Raw genomic sequence first — 15718 nt, 5'->3', positions numbered from 1 at the left:
CAGGAATCGGGAAGACGGCACACTCTTTGACCTCACTGTGGTTGTTGATGACTCGCTCGACGCCGCGTGGGTAGACGTTCTCCCCACCGGTGACGATCATGCTATCCGCGCGGCGGAGGTGGAAGATGTAGCCATCCTCATCCACGCGGACGACGTCCCCCGACCGGTACCATCCGTCGTCGGTGAATGCCTGTTTGGTTTTCTCGGGCTTGTTGAGGTAGCGCTCGAAGAGCGTATCGCCACGAATCTGCATCTCGCCTTCGCCGACGTCGACCACCTCATCTGAGTGAAGGTCGACGACACGAACGTCTACTTCCTGGACGACCGGTTTCCCGCACGAACCGGGGACACGGCCGGGAACCTCGTCTCGTGGAGAGAACTCGCCAGTCCGACCCACTGGGTACGTGAGGATGATGCCTGCTTCCGTCATACCGAGTCGTTCCGAGACGCGAACATCGTACATCTCTTCGACGACGTCGTAGTCATCTGGGTCCATCGGTGCCCCGCCGGCGAACACTTGCTTCAGTGAACTCACGTCGTATTTCTCTGGGTGTTCGTACTCGAGCATGTCGAGGAGCATCGACCCAGCGATGTACGCGCTGTCTGCCTTGTACGTCTCGATTTCGGATAAAAATCGCTCGATATCCCACGTGTGAAGCACGACAGTCCCGCCCGCTTCGAGCACCGGAAGCGACGAGGATTCGAATCCAGACGTGTGGTACAGCGGTCCCGCACAGAGCCACGTCTGGTCGGACGTTATCTTCCAGACGTGCCGCATCGCTTTCGTGTGCGTGTTGACGCTCCGATGCGACTTGTAGACTCCTTTCGGGTCGCCGGTCGTTCCACTGGTGTACATCAGCCCGAAGAGGTCGTCGTCGCGTTGTGGGACCGTTTCGGTGTGCGTTGGATAGGTTTCGGTGATTTCCTCTATCGTGATGGTTCCGTGTTCGGATTCGCCGATTGTGACGACGTGGTCGACGCCGGCGTCTTCGGCCGCAGATGCAACCATCTCGGCATCTTTCGGGAACGTCATCACCACGTCGGCGTCCGCGTCCTCGAGGACGTACGCGACGGTGTTTCGACCGAACATGTAGTTGATCGGCGCTGGTGCGCCACCAGCTTTCATCGCGCCGAACGCTGCGATGTACACTTCGTACGTGTTCGGGACGTACATGCAGACGCGCTTGCCGTCAAACGATTTCAACCAGTTTGCAAAGGAGTTGACGTGGTTGTTGAGGTCGATGTACGTGTACGACGTACCGTCACAGACGACTGCAGTCTTCCGACCCCGCTCGTGGACCTGGTTCTCAAAGTTAACTATCCAATTCATGCCAAAATATCCAATACATAGATTATGAATGTTTCTCTCAAGGAAACGGAATTTCATTCGAACGTGTTTTCCAGACACCATTATTTTCGACGAATGGGCAGGACAATCCAGCATTCGTGTGCACGTACTGTCCACGTGCTACAGAACAATTAAGATGGATAGCGTCAGTTGGTAATCCATGTCATACGACCTGCGTGATTTCATCGCTGACATCGATGGGGTAGCCGAACTCGCACACATCGAGGGAGCAGACTGGGACAAAGAAATCGGTGGGATTACCGAATTAGTCGCCGAGAAAGGTGGGGGACTGGGAGGTCCTGCGCTCCTGTTCGATGATATCGAAGGCTATCCAGCGGGCTTCCGAATTCTATCGAACAGTTTCGGCTCCATCGAACGGACGCGCATCGCGCTGAACATGTCGTCTGACCTCGGCCCCATCGACATCGTCGACGCGTGGCGAAAGGAGTTCAGTTCGTACGAGGCGCTCGAACCCGAGCACGTTTCGGGTGACGCGCCGGTCTTAGAGAACATCGATACGGGCGACGAGATCGACGTGACGAAGTTTCCCGTCCCGCAGTGGCACGAACACGACGGGGGGCGATACATCGGGACTGGCTGTACCATCGTGACGAAAGACCCGGACACCGGGTGGGTGAACCTCGGGGTCTACCGCAGTATGATTCTCGACGAAGAGACCATCTCACTCTGGGTTGCCCCCGGGAAAGATGCGCGAGTGACGATGGAGAAGTACCACGAACGCGGTGAGAACTGCCCAGTCGCGTTCATCGCAGGACTCGACCCACACACGTGGATCGCCTCGATGTCGACAGCACGACGCCAAGAGAGCGAGTACGACATCGCCGGATGGATTCGCGGTGAGCCGATACCGGTCACTGACGGCCCCGAAACTGGCCTTCCGATACCCGCCGACGCCGAAATCGTCATCGAAGGTGAGATTCCACCGGTTGACGAGCGAAGTTGTGTCGACGGCCCGTTCGGCGAGTGGCCGGGGTACTCGACTCCAGCGCACGACGAAACCCCGCTCATCGAAGTAAAGAGTGTTCTCTACCGCGACGACCCGATTCTCCTCGGTCAACCACCGCTCAAACCGCCAGCCATCTACACCGTTGGGATTCCAATTCGAACGGCTGGTGGTGTGTGGAACCAACTCGACGACGCGGGCATCTCCGGAGTCACTGGCGTTTGGTCACACGTCATCGAACGACCGCAGTTCCTCGTCGTCTCTGTCGACCAGGACTACGCCGGACACGCGAAGCAAGTCGGTATCGCCGCCGCGACGATGCCGAACGGGATATATGGCGGTCGGTACGTCGTCGTCGTCGACGACGACATCGACATCACGAGCCTCGAAGACGTCATCTGGGCGATGTCTACTCGATGTAAGGCAGACGACATCGAGATACTCGACGGTCTCTACACGAGCCCGCTCGACCCGATCCTCGAAGATCGGTCGGACAACCGGAGTTCGCGGGCGATTATCGACGCGACCATGCCGTACAAGGGTGAGTTCCCACGGGTCAATCGGTTCAGCGACGAGTACCGCGAAGAACTCGTCGAGAAGTGGAACCTCGACGAATTCGGTATCTAAGATTCCAGAGGTCCACTCGCGAGTTTCGTCGGTGCCATCGCGAAATTGACCGCATCCACGGGCCACCGAAGCTGGACAAAGATTTAACAGCCCACTCGACTTCTACTCCGCGTATGTCAGTTCTCGTAGCCGTAAACGGTGAGAATGAACAGGAACCAGTGCTCGAGACCGGGAAGCGTCTCGCAGAGGCATTCTCGGTGCCCCTCTACGTCCTCCACGTGCAGGACGCGAAGGGCTCGTCAGACGATGCGAAAGCGGTCGCGCAACGAGTTATCGATAGTACATTCGACGAGGCGGACGCCGCAGAGGCGACTGCACTCGGCGGACTCCGCGATATCACCACGAGCATTCTCGACAACGCTGAGTCGGTAGATGCGCAGTATATCGTCATCGGCGGACGAAAGCGTTCTCCGACCGGAAAGGCCATCTTCGGAAGCGTGACGCAGGCAGTCCTGTTGGACGCCGACCGGCCGGTCGTCGTCGAAATGGCCACCTAAAGGGTGCCACGGCCGGTACCAAAGAGGCGGTTCAGCTTTTATCGTACCTGACAGACCACGTCGACGAGTACGGGCGTTCCGTTCTGGACATCTTCCCACGCGGCCGCAAGGACCGCCGGAAGTTCGTCGGGGTCTTCGACGGGGCCGTATCCTTTGACGCCCAGTGACTCTGCAAGAGAGGCGTAATCAGGTGTCGGGCCTTTGAGTCCAGTTCCGATGAGCGCGCGTTCGAAGCTCGAATCTCTGTCTCGGTGGTCAGCGAGACGCATCCGGTGTTGCGTCGAATTGTACAGCGTCCCATTGTTGTGCACGATGGTGAGGAGGGGTATCTCGTAGTGTCCCAGTGTCCACAGCCCCCCGAGGTACTGCATCAAGTCACCATCCGCCTGCAGGTTGATTGGAATTCGGTCGGAATCTTGGTACGCCAGCGCCCCACCGATGGCAGCGCCGATACCGTATCCCACACCCGCACCGCCAGAGTGGCCGCCGATGTACTGGTCGAACTCGTCGATTTCCAGGAGTCGGTGAATCCATCCACAGAGCGTCCCGTTGACGATGACCCACTCGTCGTCTTCGATGACCTCTTTGAGTTCTGCAGTGAGGCGAGGGACCGAGATCGGGTCTTCGTCCCACGCTGCGGCGGCCTCGGCTTCCCACTCTTCACGCTGCTCGTCGTGGAGTGCTTCGAGTTCAGCCGTACGGTCTTCGATTCGTTGCTGGGCCGCAGAGTCGCCGTCGAGTTTGTCGGCTACCGCCCGCCGGAGCGCAGCGAGCGCCAACTCAGTGTCGGCGTTCACCGAGACGGTCGTCTCGCGGAGTTCGCAGTAGTCCGGGACGAGACTCGACAGCTCGTAATCGTCCAGTCCGATGTCGATCAGGTCGTACGAGTTGTCCATCAACGACTGCGTTTCGTGCGTCACGTGATCCACCTTCTGCGTTCGGTAGTCCAGACTCCAGACATCGACTGCGAGGAGCACGTCGGCAGAACGGTATCGCTCGGTTCCCGAGAGGTCGAGTGAATGGGTGTTCGGGAAGTTGTATCGGTAGCGGCGCGAGTCGTACACGCCTGCACCCAGCGTCTCCGCCAGTTGGACGAGTTCTTCGACGACAGCAGGGCGAGTGCCTGCTCGGTCGACGAGGATCGCGGGGTCGTCCGCCGCAACGAGGCGTTCGGCCGCATCATCGATGGCCGCCGGGTCGGCGGCGGGTCTCGACGGTGTGTCGTACATCGAGAGGTCGGGGACTTCCACACCGTCCGGAAGCTCGCACTCCTGGACTGCGAAGTCCAACGTCACGTATGTCGGGGCTTTCGGGGCGGTGTTGGCGGTTCGATACGCTCGAATGATCGACTCAGCGACGCCGTCGATGTGTGCGGGTTCGTCGTCGAACTTCGTGTAGTCGCGCACGAGGTTCCCCTGGATGAGTGCCGTGTGAATCCACTCGATCCACGGCCGGCGGGTCGCTTTTCGGGCCGGACCACCGCCCGCGAGTGCAAGCACCGGAACGCGGTCACAGTAGGCGTTGAACAGTCCCATCGACCCCTGTAACGTCCCGACGATGTCGTGTAAGATGACGAGCGCAGGTTCATCTGTCGCCTTCGCGTACCCGTGTGCGATCGCGACCGAGATACCTTCGTTCGGTGTCTCGATTATCTCCGGGACACACTGTCCGTAGTTCACGAGCGATTCTTCGAGACCGCGAAACGACGCACCGGGGTTGAACGTGACGAAGTCGAAGTCGTACGCCTGAATCAAGTCGACCACGTGGTCCGACCCCCACGTGGGTTCCACGACGTCAGTGCTCGAAGGTGTAGCGTTGCTGCTAGATGGCTCCATGGTCACACAACCCAATCGGACTACAAAAAAGTACTCTACAGAAAACAGAGGAGTTCATGGGCCCAGTGTCGTCTCCGCTATGGGACGAGGACGTGTCGGATGCCGTCACCGTTCTCTAACTCGTCCATCGCTTCGGGAAGTGCGTCGAGTGGCCGAACTGACGAGATGAGGTCGTCGACGACGAGGTCACCAGCGGCTACGAGGGCTGCGAGTTTCGGTATCGCCTCCTGGAGGTCGAACGAGCCGTTGAACGAACCGAGCACCTGTTTTTCGTCCAGGATAAAGTCGTGAAGTTCGATGCCGAGTTCGTGGATGCCCGCAGGCGGCGTCCCGACGAGGACGGCAGTTCCAGTCGGTCGAAGCGCAGCGATTGCTTGTTCCACCACAGTTGGGTGGCCAACGACGTCGAAGGCGTAATCGACGCCGCCGAACTCTTCTTGCAGATACTCGACAGGGTCAGTCTCCGACGCGTCGACCGTCTCTGTCGCACCGAGGTCACGTGCGGTGTCGAGTTTCTCAGCGACGAGGTCGACGACGACGATGTCTGTCGCGTTCGCCAGTCGTGCTCCTTGCACGGCACTCAGGCCGACACCACCTGCACCGAAGATTGCGACTGACGACCCGAACTCGACCTGAGCAGTCTGTAGAACAGCACCGACACCAGTGAATATCCCGCATCCGAGCAACGTCGCCTTCTCGAACGGAACCTCGTCTGTGATTGGAATCGCGACCTCCTCGGTGACGAGGGTGTACTCAGCGAACGACGAGACGCCATGGCAGTGGTGCACAGGGTCACCATCGATGTCGAATCGGACTTCCCCTGTGCGAAGCGTCCCCGCAGGGGTCGACTCGCGACGCCGCTCACAGAGATGTCTGTTCGCTTCACGACAGTGGGTACACCGGCCACACGCAGGTCTGCCGAGAACGACGTGGTCACCGGGTTCAACCGACTCGACTGCGTCACCGACCGCTCGGACGATCCCCGCTCCCTCGTGTCCCATCACGAGTGGATACTGTTCGTCGATGTGTCCATGGGCGATAGACACATCAGTGTGACAGAGGCTCGCAGCCTTCACTTCGACGACGACTTCCTCACCAACTGGTTCTGTGATGGAGACTGTCTCCATGCTGAGACACGAGTTGTCGACGAACGAATCAGCTTTGGTGGCTTTCCATAGTACACTGGCCTTGCCCTTCATGGCCTGAGATGGCAGGCCCCATAGTTAGTGTTATGCCACGGGTCTACCGGAGGCTGGGTCCATCCAGCGAGAGGAAAATCGTACCGGAGGCTGGGTGAATCCGACGAATTGGAGAGTCAATCTTGAGCTCACCCGCTCGTCTCGTCGACATCCGTGAGGAGCGACCGCGACGAGCGGTCGACGCGGAGTTCGAAGATATCTGGCCGGTTGTAGTGTCCGAGGATGTCGTGGAGCGCTTTCCCAGCGATGCTCTCAGCGGTCGAGACATCAGCGACGACGAGTCCCTCTCCTTCGACGTTCGGGCCGGCGACGTAGGCTCCGTTCGGACCGATGATTCCGGACGTGCCACCGATTCCGGCCCACTCCGGCTTATCGAGGGTCTCCGCGAGTGTCTCGTCGACGACGCCAGATGCAGCGACTGTTGGAACCCGTCCCGCGTACGCATGAAACTGCGTTCGAATTCCGACGTTTCGTGTCCTCGTCTCCTCGTCGAGCCACGGAAAGGCAGGCCAACACGCTGCGTGAATCTCTTCTCCCGCTGCGAGTGTCGCGAAGATTGCCAGGGGATTGGTGTGTTCGCCACAGACGAGGCCACCGAGCGTCCCGAGTTTACTTTCGAACCCCCTCAGGTCGGACCCATCGCCCGCGTCGTGAAACAGTCGTTCCATCTTCGTCGGGGCGATTTTCCGCCTGGTTCCGAGGAAGGTACCATCCCGGTCGATGAACGCCTGCGAGTTGTACATCGACTTCGACGGGGATGGTGCCCGCTCCGTGATTCCGACGACGACAGCCACGTCAGCCTCCCGCGCAGCATCACAAAGCGGTGCAAGTACCCCTGGGCCGTTGGTGGTGTCTACCGCCTGGTCGTAGAGTGCCGCGTAGTATTCGGCGTGGTCGTATCGGTCGTCGTACTGGTACCATTGCGGGGCGGCGGGAACGTGGAACTCGGGAAAGACAACGAGGTCGACACCCTGTTCTCCGGCGCGGTGGACGAACGTGCAGTCTTTGTCTACCGTCGCCTCCGCGTCGAGATACACTTCAGCGACCTGCGCGGCAGCGAGGCGAAGAGTGCTCTCAGTCATCGGCCGGTTTCGAAGCAGATACACTTACGGCGAGGGTGTCTCGTCGAGACCGAGGAACGTCCCGGTTCGGTTGCTGGTGCGTGAATTCGCTACACATACGAGCTTCTCACTCGGTTTTCGTTTAGGTGTTGTGGTGCCCACAGATTCACGACCTATGGACCGCGGAGAAGACTCAGAGAAGTCGAGCGACTCGGTCCGAACGTGCCAGATACGCGCCGAGAAGGTGCGGGTCGGGAAGGGACGTCGCCTGTCCCAGAGACTTACGCGTACTTCAGGTTCAGTTCGAGTTCGTTCGCCGTGCCTAACAGAAGGTTCGGGATCTCCTCTGTGTATCGCTTGCCCTTCATACGATGGGTCGGAGCAGAGACGCTCAACGCGCCGACAACCTCACCATCGGCTCCCATGACGGGCACACCAACCGAGCGGAGGCCTTCGACGTTCTCTTCTTTGTTGAATGCGACACCTGTCTCTCGGACCTCCGCTAATCCCTCGAACAGTTCTTCACGGTCCGTGACGGTGTTCTCTGTGAACTTCGGGAGGCCCCACTGGTCGATGATGTCGTTGACGCGTTGTTCTGGGAGGTTCGCAAGTATCGCCCATCCGATGGAAGTCGAGTGCAAGTAGACTCGCTCTCCCACCTGAGAGTCGGTCTGCACTGCGCGTCGTCCCGTCGAGACGTGGACATAGACAGCTTTGCCGTACTCTTCGACCAAGAATTGGCATCGCTCGTCGGTTTCTTCGGCGACCTCACGGACCTTGTTCTTCGCGAGGCGGTACACTTGCTTTCGATTCTGCACGTACTCGCCATAGTTCAAAAACGACAGCCCAAGATGATAGACATCGTCTTCTTTCACAACGTGTCCCAGCGAGCAGAGTGTCGAGAGATGGCGATGAATCGTACTGTTAGGGAGTCCCGTGTACGCACTTATTTCGGTAATCCCTGCACCATCGAGGTCACGGAGCGCACCAATTATCTCGAAGTTCCGTCCCACCGCCCGAATCTCACCTGTCTCCTTGACCATACCTCAGGATATGGGCCCATTATATATAATTCCACACGTTGGAATTCCACCCGGCGGAAACAGTTCTCGTCTATCTCAAACTCCAACGGTGAGAGACCGATAGACAAGGGGGAGATACCGAACGACGAACGACATCACCGCTGACATCAGTGGGACAGAGTCCTGTTCGACTGATTCATTATTGATGACTCTCCCTTCTACTCGCTGGACGAGTGCTGGAAGTCATTCATCGACATCGTTCAGTAGCTTACAATCCGAGGATCTGGGCCCCCGTTGTGTTTCTGCTAGGTGGAATCCAAACCCACATACTAGATAATTACAGATCCCCCAACTCGGCTCGATGCACCGCATTCGACGAGTTATCTCTCTCGGGTTGGTCTCTCAACTTACGATCCTAGCCGATTGAAACACACGACCAGTACCTGCGTGACATCGTCCGTTGTGTGACAACTAGTAGTCATTCGTTGCGATTGATTCCGTCCCAAGCCACACTGTTATGGACGTGAACTGTGGTGAGCGAATGCGAGACGCCGACTCGTGGAAGTTCTCTGTGCAGGTGCCCCCCGAGACACGGGATGATGTCCATTACAAGAATACGATTGTAAAAGTAGTAGAATACCAAACTCTATCCAATCATACCGGTGCTTGTTGCTTGTGAACTACCAACACACAATTTTCCGCTCTGTGGAATTGGTCCGTAACAGAGAAAATCAACAGTTCCAAAATAACCGCACGGAGCTGTCCAGTTCGATTGGTATTCACCTGACTAACGTCCTATAGATCGGAGAAAAACCCCCCAAATGAAATACATCGCCGCTTCCTCTCCTCTCTTATCTGTAATATATACAACGGGAGGGATTCTATAGGGTGGAATCGTGTCTGCTGGGCCTCTGTGATACGATGACATTTGAACCGCGTGCGTAGTGACGTAAATGACCGAAAGGGTTCATACCGGCGTTTTATCGTTCAACACTCGACTCGTCTATGGCTGAGGTTGTGGCCCTCGGACATCTGGGGACGAGGATAGGTGTACTCTTTTATCAGATGGTGTGTTACCGCTCAACATGACTGATGCAACAGTAGTACTCCTGACGATGGGAGGAACAATCGCCAACCCGCCCGAGAGATCAGGGTATATCTCCGGTGGCGAACTCGTGGATTCGATTCCAGAACTGGACGAAATCGCGGAAGTGACCGTCAAAGAAGTACGGAGCAAGGCGTCGAGCAGTATCGACTTCGATGACTGGGTGGCTCTCCGAGACGAAATCGAACGGGTATTGTCGGAGTCTTCGCCTGACGGTATCGTCGTGACTCTCGGGTCGAACACGACGGCTGAGACGGCCTACTTCCTCGAATTGACCGTTGGAACTGACGTCCCCATCGCCCTGACAGCAGCCCAGCGAAACTACGGGACACAGGGTGCCGACGGTAATCGGAACCTCCTCGACGCCGTTCGAACGGTCGCAACGCCCGACGCGAGGGAACGAGGAGTACTCGTCGTCGTGAACGACGAAATTCACGCCGCTCGTGACGTGTCGAAACTCGTTAGCGGTCGGCCCGATGCGTGGGAATCCAGTGATTTCGGGCCAATCGGGCTCGTCGACAAGTATGGTCACGTTGGGTTCTACCGAACCCCCGACCGAATCCACACTGATGATCCCCCATTCGTCCCACCGAGCGACGGAGCGGCGTTCCCGAGTGTAGTTATCTCGTATGCCGCCGTCGACGACGACGGTTCGATGGTCGACGCAGCGGTCGAACGAGGAGTCGATGGTATCGTCCTCGCCGCGTTTCCAACTGGTGCGGCCAGCAAACGTGATGGGAAGCCAGACCAACGAGCGGCGCTCGAACGTGCGGTTGAAGCCGGCATTCCCGTCGTCGTGAGTCATCGAGGGACGGAAGGATGGCCCGCAAGCACCTACCTGACTGACGCCCAATTCATCTGGGGAGATACGCTCACACCGTCGAAGGCACGGATACTTCTGACACTCGCACTCTGTCGGACGAGCGACCCCAGTCGTATTCAAACGTACTTTCGACGTTACTGAAGACACAGAACCAAAGTGGGCTGAGGAGACGAGAAACACCCACTACTGTTCTAGTATAGAACGCTCATCGACTGCGGCACCTTTGGCGAAGTCTATTTATGCAACTGCTTCGACATCCAGGATATACTCGGCATGTCAACCGACACCACACCACTGGGAGCGACGATCAAGCGACATTCCCGTTCGCTGTTCATGCTCGCAATGCTCTCGTACACGATTCTCCTGATATACACGGCGTTATCGTACAGCCGTGAAGCGCGACTGTTCCCGTTGATCGCGACGGTGTTACTCGTCGGGCTCATCACCATCGAGTCACTGCTCAAGCGATACGGTGACAAAATCAACATCGGGGCGACCAGTGTGTTCAGCCACAGCTCTGATGACCCTGCTGGCGCGGCCGATACCGATGGCAGTCGGAACACGCGACGCGAACTGGAGATGGTGGGATGGATTGCCGGCTTTATCTTCGCCATCTGGTTGTTCGGATTCCTCGCGTCGTTCCTCCTCGTTCCGCTGTTCGTGTACGTCTACAAACGAGACGTACGAATAGCAGTGTACACGCTCCTCGCCGTTGTTGGGCTTTACTACGTCTTCGTCTTGGTGCTGTCAGCCCGGCTCTGGGATGGTATCGTGATAGATTTACTCCAAAGTTTGCTCTGAAGCCGTCCTACCCGTCGTTTCTCCTTCGCCCGTCAACATACAGTATAAACCATGGAAAACATTAACAATGAGCAGGGGGTACTGGCGTACTAATGCCAGAGGTTACTAAAGAGTTTGAAATCAGTCACCCCGTAGAGCAAGTTTGGGAGTTTTTCAACACCCCCGACAGAGTCGCAGCGTGTGTCCCCCACTGCCAGAGCGTCGAACAGCTTGACGAAGATACGTTCGAGGCGAAAGTCGGCGTGGACGTCGCGTACACGAGTCTGACGTTCGATACCGAGGTCGAAATCGTCGAACGGACGGACCTGGAGTACATGAAGATCGAAGGGAAAGCAACCCCATCAGGACGCATGCCGGGTTCGGCTACCGTCTCCGGAGATTTGGAACTCGATGGGGATGACACGACGACCAACGGAACGATGACCATTCAGTTCGCCATCCGCGGTCGACTTGGCTCTCTCGGTGAGAGTGCGTTCACCCACCAGTGCGAAAAACTGACCGACGAGTTCTTGGAGAACATTCAAGAACAGATTGCGAGTGGGAAGGCTGCATGAAGCGTTTCGAAATGGCGTTTCCGGAGTCTGTCTCGGAGGCGTGTCAAATTCTCGCTGACAATCCGGGAAGCCGACCGATCGCCGGTGGAACCGCGCTGAGTATCGTCATGAAAGAGGGTATCTACGCGCCCGAACGATTGGTCAATATCCGTGGTCTCAAGTCGGAACTCGACTACGTCACCCTCGACGACGACGTGGTTCGAATCGGCGCACTCACGCCGATGGTTGACATCGAGCGAGCGGAGCCGATCGTCGAACATCTCCCGACAATCTCTCAATGTCTCGGCAACATCGCCGGTGTCCGCGTCAGAAATACGGCGACGATTGGCGGGCACCTCGCCCACGCTGACTTGCACCTCGACCTCCCCCCGGTGCTCGCGGGCCTCGATGCCGAAGTCTGTCTCAGTACCGGATCTGACGAACGGCGACTCCCAGTCGACGAGTTCATCCGCGGCTACTACGACACAGCGCTCGAACCCGCCGAACTCATCACGGAAATCACGATTCCAGTCCCTGAGGAGAACACACGCGGTGTCTATCTCAAACATCGCTACTTCTCGGAGGTCGATTGGCCCTGTGTCGGGGTCGCAGCGTTCGCCGTCGAAGCAGACGGCGCGTTCAGCGACGTTCGCGTGCTGCTAAACTCGGTTGGAAAGAGCTCGATCATGGCTGTCGAGGGAATCGATGACGTCATCGATTCGTCGTTGAGTGACGAGGCGATCGAAGCGGTCGCGGAACTCGCTCGAGAGCAGTCGTCACCCTCGTCTGACATCAGAGGGTCCGCAGCGTACAAAGAACGGATGGCTGGAGAGTTCACTGGACGTGCCCTCCGTGCAATTCGTGACGAGGAGGCAAACTAATGAGTTCAATGCAAAAGGTAGACCAAGACGAAGAGAACCCATTCCGAAGCATCGGCCATCAGGTCGGCAAACTCGACTCGGAGGAGATCGTTCGGGGAACAATCGAGTACGGCGACGACCTCGAGTTCGCCGACGTGAAGCACGTGAAGATTTGCCGAAGTACGATTCCACACGGCGACATCGTCGACATCGACACGTCGGCCGCCGACGCACTCCCCGGCGTCCAGAAAGTCGTGACGCGTGAGGACGTCTACCGACTCCAAGAGGACGAAGGCTACAACCCGATGTTCGGCCCAGCGATTCGAGACCAACCCGTGTTAGCGCTCGACAAGGTCCACTTCATCGGTGACGCTGTCGCTGCAGTCATCGCAGACGAACCCGACATCGCTGAAGAGGCAATCGACCTCGTCGACATCACCTACGACGAATACGACTTCGCAGAATCCATCGACGATGCGCTCGACGACGACGCGGCCATCGTCCACGACTCGTTCACGGCCGCAGAAACCTTCCCTGACCTCGGTCAGGTGCAATCTGGGCGTGACACGAACCAGGCATTCGAGTTCAACGTTCGCCGCGGCGACGTTGATTCTGTGTTCGAAGAGGCGGACCACATCTTCGAGAACACGTACCGGACGCCCCACGTCCAGCACATGCCGCTCGAACCGTTCGTCGGTGTCGCACGCGCAGAAAACGACGGGAGCATCCACCTCTGGACGCCGAACCAGAGTCCGCACTTCGTCCGGAACGAAGTCGCCAACATGTTCGGTCTTCCGCAGTCGAAAGTCCGCGTGGAAGTCCCGAAAGTTGGCGGGTCGTACGGTGCGAAACTGTACTGCAAGACAGAGCCATTACTCGCGCTCTGTGCGTACGTCTCCGGTCACACGGTGAAACTCAAACAGTCCATCGAAGAGTCGTTCGTCACGAACATCCGTCACGAGACGAAGGTGTCGCTGAAGACGGCCGTCGACGACGATGGGAAACTTCTCGCTCGAAAGTGTGACGTGTACTACGACACCGGTGCCTACGCGGAGATTGGACCCCGAATCACGAAAAAATCGGGGTACACCGCCGCTGGGCCGTACGAACTCGACAACGTCCACATCGACTCACACTGTGTCTACACGAACAAGCCTCCTGCGGGAGCGTTCCGTGGATTCGGTGTCCCACAGCTCGTCACCGCGTACGAATCGCAGATGGACGTAATCGCCCACGAACTGGGACTCGACCCGATTGCGATTCGGCGGGCCAACGGGTACACGGAAGGGTCGATTCACGCCACGGGAGCACCCGTTCGGTCTGTCGGCCTCATCGAGTGTATCGACGCGGTGAGGCAATCGATGGACTGGGATGCCGAAGTCGAGCAACCGAGCGACCCAGACGTCGTCCGGGCGAAAGGGTTCGCCTGCGGCTACAAGGCGTGTATCACTCCGTCAGCCTCCGGTGCCATCGTCGTCATGCACGGTGACGGGTCCGTAACCGTCCACTCAAGCAGTGTCGAAATCGGACAGGGTGTCGATACGACGCTCGCTCAAATCACCGCTGAAGGGCTTGGAATCGACATCGACAGTGTCTCCGTTGCGAAACCGCACACAGACACGTCTCCCTTCGACACGATTACGGCCGGGAGTCGGTCGACCTTCCACATGGGCAACGCCCTCATCGAAGCAGTCGATGACCTGAAGGACCAGCTCACAGACATCGCAGCAGACACGTGGAACACGGCCGTGTCCGACATCGTCGTCGAAGACGGTGAGATTCGGACCGCGGATGGCGCGCAGTCGATGTCGTTCGAACGGGCCGTCAAGACGTTGTACGGTGAGGCCGGCGGAACGCTCGTCGCCCGCGGTCACTACGTGACCTCTGGCGGACACCACGACCCAGAAACTGGTGCGAGCGATGACCCAGCTATCTTCTGGTTCTTCGGCGCGAGCGGTGTGGTTGTCGATATCGACACTGCGACCGGCAAACTCGACGTCAAGGAACTCCACAATGCAGCCGACGTGGGCCAGGCAATCGACCCGAAGCGGGTCAAAGCACAGATACTGGGCGGTGCGGCCCACGCACTCGGCCAGACGCTCACCGAAGAGATGATCTTCGAGTTCGGGCAACAAGTCAATCAAACACTCTTGGACTACAAGATTCCGTCCATCAAAGATATGCCAGATATTGTCGAAAATCACATCGTCGAAGTAGCACACGAAGAAGGACCGTTCGGCGCGAAAGGAGTCGGCGAAACCGGTTCGTTCGCCGTCTCCCCTGCGATCATCAACGCAGTCGCGAACGCCACGGGAGCCCACATCGATCAAATTCCACTGACGCCAGAACGTGTTCTGGCGGCCATTGAGGGAGGGGACCTCTAATGTCCACCGACAACCAGAGCAAGTTTTCCTCGCAGGTGGAGATATCCTTCGAACTAAACGGGGAAGAGCGCACCAACACGGTTCGCCCCAACCAGACACTCGTGGAGTTCCTCCGTCAGGACCTCGAGATGACCGGAACGACGGAAGGGTGCGGCGTCGGCGTGTGTGGTTGCTGTACCGTCCTCGTCGACGAGCGACCGGTGAGCTCCTGTCAGGAACTCGCAGTCAACATCGACCAGTTGTCCGTCACGACTGTCGAGGGACTCGGGAGCGACGACCAGTTGTCCCCTGTCCAAGACGCCTTCCAATGTGAAGAAGGGTTCCAGTGTGGGTACTGTACGCCGGGGATGATGGTGATGACCGAATCGATGATTAACGAGTCAGCAGAGATCGACGACGAGGTCATTCAGGAGTACATGGCGGAGAATCTCTGTCGCTGCACCGGGTACGAGTCTATCCTCTCGGCTGTCAACCGAGCGGTCGATTCCACCGAAGAGCTCGAAGACTGAATCACCTGTCGACCCGCCCATTTTTCGAACCGTACTACTCTCGGAGAGAGTGTCGACGATAGTACGTGAAACCCGCTCTTACAACGGTACGTGAAACCCGCTCTTACAACAGTACGTGAAAAACCGTCCTTCGATGAGAGACTGCGTATC

At 57.9% G+C, this 15718-nt stretch carries 13 protein-coding genes; 8 read left to right on the top strand and 5 right to left on the bottom strand.

Going from position 1 to position 15718, the window contains the following annotated elements; translation table 11 throughout:
- A partial coding sequence (locus tag ACK3SC_RS17330) for a class I adenylate-forming enzyme family protein (protein ID WP_416841495.1) occupies positions 1 to 1330 on the bottom strand: 1330 nt, incomplete at its 3' end.
- Positions 1331 to 1508: 178 nt separating this feature from the next.
- Between ACK3SC_RS17330 and ACK3SC_RS17325 the strand changes: the two genes are divergently transcribed.
- On the top strand, positions 1509 to 2939 hold the full coding sequence (locus ACK3SC_RS17325; protein ID WP_416841494.1) for a UbiD family decarboxylase: 1431 nt from the start codon (positions 1509 to 1511) through the stop codon (positions 2937 to 2939).
- Between the two features lie 113 nt (positions 2940 to 3052).
- The gene (locus tag ACK3SC_RS17320) at positions 3053 to 3436 is read left to right on the top strand and encodes a universal stress protein (RefSeq protein ID WP_416841493.1); all 384 of its coding nucleotides are present in this window, start codon (positions 3053 to 3055) and stop codon (positions 3434 to 3436) included.
- 38 nt (positions 3437 to 3474) lie between these two features.
- On the opposite strand, the gene ACK3SC_RS17315 is transcribed toward ACK3SC_RS17320, so the two are convergent.
- From ACK3SC_RS17315 to ACK3SC_RS17300, 4 genes are all read right to left on the bottom strand, one after another.
- Complete coding sequence (locus tag ACK3SC_RS17315) at positions 3475 to 5271, bottom strand: thiamine pyrophosphate-dependent enzyme (protein WP_416841492.1); 1797 nt, start codon at positions 5269 to 5271, stop codon at positions 3475 to 3477.
- 77 nt (positions 5272 to 5348) lie between these two features.
- Complete coding sequence (locus ACK3SC_RS17310; RefSeq protein ID WP_416841491.1) at positions 5349 to 6470, bottom strand: zinc-binding dehydrogenase; 1122 nt, start codon at positions 6468 to 6470, stop codon at positions 5349 to 5351.
- Between the two features lie 128 nt (positions 6471 to 6598).
- Positions 6599 to 7552: a nitrilase-related carbon-nitrogen hydrolase gene (locus ACK3SC_RS17305; protein WP_416841490.1), complete on the bottom strand. Its 954-nt coding sequence runs from the start codon at positions 7550 to 7552 to the stop codon at positions 6599 to 6601.
- Positions 7553 to 7812: 260 nt separating this feature from the next.
- Positions 7813 to 8574 (bottom strand): IclR family transcriptional regulator, encoded by a 762-nt coding sequence (locus ACK3SC_RS17300; protein ID WP_416841489.1) that lies wholly within the window; start codon positions 8572 to 8574, stop codon positions 7813 to 7815.
- A gap of 1064 nt (positions 8575 to 9638) precedes the next feature.
- On the opposite strand from ACK3SC_RS17300, the gene ACK3SC_RS17295 reads away from it, so the two are divergent.
- The 6 genes from ACK3SC_RS17295 (at position 9639) to ACK3SC_RS17270 (ending at position 15568) form a co-directional block, all read left to right on the top strand.
- Positions 9639 to 10622, top strand: a complete 984-nt coding sequence (locus ACK3SC_RS17295) for an asparaginase (RefSeq protein WP_416841488.1) — start codon at positions 9639 to 9641, stop codon at positions 10620 to 10622.
- 132 nt (positions 10623 to 10754) lie between these two features.
- Positions 10755 to 11282: a tripartite tricarboxylate transporter TctB family protein gene (locus ACK3SC_RS17290; protein WP_416841487.1), complete on the top strand. Its 528-nt coding sequence runs from the start codon at positions 10755 to 10757 to the stop codon at positions 11280 to 11282.
- Between the two features lie 92 nt (positions 11283 to 11374).
- Positions 11375 to 11836 carry a CoxG family protein gene (locus ACK3SC_RS17285; protein WP_416841486.1) on the top strand — a complete coding sequence of 154 codons (462 nt, stop codon included), beginning with the start codon at positions 11375 to 11377 and terminating at the stop codon, positions 11834 to 11836.
- The gene (locus tag ACK3SC_RS17280) at positions 11833 to 12696 is read left to right on the top strand and encodes an FAD binding domain-containing protein (protein ID WP_416841485.1); all 864 of its coding nucleotides are present in this window, start codon (positions 11833 to 11835) and stop codon (positions 12694 to 12696) included. Before ACK3SC_RS17285 ends, ACK3SC_RS17280 begins: the two co-directional genes overlap by 4 nt.
- The gene (locus tag ACK3SC_RS17275; RefSeq protein ID WP_416841484.1) at positions 12696 to 15059 is read left to right on the top strand and encodes a xanthine dehydrogenase family protein molybdopterin-binding subunit; all 2364 of its coding nucleotides are present in this window, start codon (positions 12696 to 12698) and stop codon (positions 15057 to 15059) included. The genes ACK3SC_RS17280 and ACK3SC_RS17275 overlap by 1 nt, the downstream gene beginning before the upstream one ends.
- Positions 15059 to 15568 carry a (2Fe-2S)-binding protein gene (locus tag ACK3SC_RS17270; RefSeq protein ID WP_416841483.1) on the top strand — a complete coding sequence of 170 codons (510 nt, stop codon included), beginning with the start codon at positions 15059 to 15061 and terminating at the stop codon, positions 15566 to 15568. Before ACK3SC_RS17275 ends, ACK3SC_RS17270 begins: the two co-directional genes overlap by 1 nt.
- Positions 15569 to 15718 lie beyond the last annotated feature (150 nt).

Origin of the sequence: Haloferax sp. DFSO52 (genome assembly GCF_048158745.1) — an archaeon.
Taxonomy (GTDB): domain Archaea; phylum Halobacteriota; class Halobacteria; order Halobacteriales; family Haloferacaceae; genus Haloferax.
This window is presented reverse-complemented; position numbering and strand designations above follow the sequence as displayed.